The 1,935-nt window shown below is 36.0% G+C and carries 2 protein-coding genes; both read left to right on the top strand.

Annotation, left to right across the window (positions count from 1 at the left end):
- Positions 1-285 precede the first annotated feature (285 nt).
- Positions 286-1,611, top strand: coding sequence for a RepB family plasmid replication initiator protein (locus HFD15_RS13900; protein WP_014017394.1), 1,326 nt, complete (start codon positions 286-288; stop codon positions 1,609-1,611).
- On the top strand, positions 1,604-1,935 hold a 332-nt coding region (locus HFD15_RS14175; protein WP_370519811.1), incomplete at its 3' end, for a helix-turn-helix transcriptional regulator. The genes HFD15_RS13900 and HFD15_RS14175, both read left to right, overlap by 8 nt.

Raw genomic sequence — 1,935 nt, 5'->3', positions numbered from 1 at the left:
TAAAAAAAGGCGAAGCCTATATTAATTTATCTTATATATTTTAATCTTTTATTCTTTTGCGTCAAAAAAAAGTGAGTGTTTTCAAGGGGTTAAAGAATAATATGTGGAGAAAAAACTGTTTATATATGGAGAAAAAACTGTTTATATATGGAGAAAAAACTGTTTATATATGGAGAATGTCTACTACCTTCTCCATGTATTGTGGTATAATAAAAGCATGAAGAAACACTTTTCGTCGAGAGAATCTTCATGCGTATCTAAAAACACTCAAAGGAGCGTATTTCTATGTCTAGTATACCAAAAAATGAACAAAATCAGAAGCAGGTGCAAATCTTGAACGAATTATCAAAACGAAAAGTAGTGGAGCATAATTCTTTAATTAGCAGCATTGCCAAAATGGATAAAACCCCACTCAAAATGTTTGAGTTAGCCGTATCTTGCATTGATACCGAAGAACCGCCTAAAGATCATACAGTCTATCTCTCAAAAGAAGAACTTTTTGCGTTTTTTAAAGTTTCTGATAATGACAAACATAGTCGTTTCAAGCAGGCAGTTGAGAATATGCAGAAACAAGCTTTTTTCAAAATTAAAGAAAAAAAAGAACATGGGTTTGAGTTTGAAAATATCGTCCCTATTCCCTATGTAAAGTGGACCGATTATCATGATGAAGTTACTATTCGATTTAGTCCTGAAATCATGCCTTATCTAATCAATCTTAAAAAGAATTTCACACAACATGCCTTGTCCGATATTTCAGAACTCAATAGTAAACATTCTATCATCTTGTATCGTTGGTTATCCATGAATTATAACCAATACGAGCATTATAGTTATAAGGGTGGACGGAGAGAAGAACAAGTGGAAGCCTACCGCAATCCTTCAATTTCAATCCGAGAATTACGAGAAATGACGGATATAGTCAATGAATATAAACTTTTTGCAGATTTAGAAAAATGGATATTAAAAAAACCTTTGGAAGAAATCAATGATCATACTTCTTTTACAGTGACGTATGACAAAGTCAAAAAGGGGCGCTCGATTGATTCTATCGTCTTTCATATTACGAAAAAACGTCGAGCAGACGATAACAGCTACAAGTTGGAAGATAAAGTCTACCAAGAAGATAAAGCACGTAAAGCAGAAACCGAAGATAAGCTAGCTATTGAAGCAATGAAAAGCAAGTACACCACGCTATTGCTAGAAAATATGTTGCTAAGTCCGTTTGAAATGCAAGATACAAAAATCATGGCAGGATTACAAGTCCATGTTTACCCCCTCTATGATGAACTGAAAGAAGCACGGGGATTAAATGGGCTAAAAACGCACCTCTCATATATTGCAAGCAAACAAGAGGGATATTCCAAGCGGAATGTAGTCAAGTACCTTAAAACAGCCATTGAAGGCTATTTAGCGACCATTGCCTTGCAAGACGTAGAACAACCTGAACGAGCCAATTACAAAAAGCCCAAAACAAGAAGTCTAGAAGTAGTAGCGAAAGATTTTCTACCAGACTATCAGGACGAAACCAGTGAAACGGAGAAAGAAGCATTAAGACGGTTGGAAGCAGAAATTGAGAAAAAATTACGTGGCGAGGGTTTAGACCATGAGTGAGAACTTAAAAACAATCAAAGAGCTTGCTGACGAGTTGGGTGTTTCTAAACAGGGTGTTCGTTACCATATGAAGTCTATACCACAGGAAGAACTCAAAAAAAATAATAAAGGAATAGTTGTTTTAAATATTGAACAACAAAACTTTATAAAAAGAAAAGCTAAGTCAGACACAGCGGTAAGTGGTAAGTCAGACACAGCAGTAAGTGGTAAGTCAGACACAGTGGTAAGTGGTAAGTCAGACACAGCGGTAAGTGGTAAGTCAGACACAGCGGTAAGTGGTAAGTCAGACACAGCGGTAAGTGGTAAGTCAGACACAGCGGTAAG

Origin of the sequence: Lactococcus sp. EKM203L, from assembly GCF_011800585.1 — a bacterium.
GTDB lineage: Bacteria > Bacillota > Bacilli > Lactobacillales > Streptococcaceae > Lactococcus > Lactococcus lactis.
The sequence above is the reverse complement of the archived record's forward strand: the minus strand, read 5'-3'. Positions and strand labels throughout refer to the sequence as shown.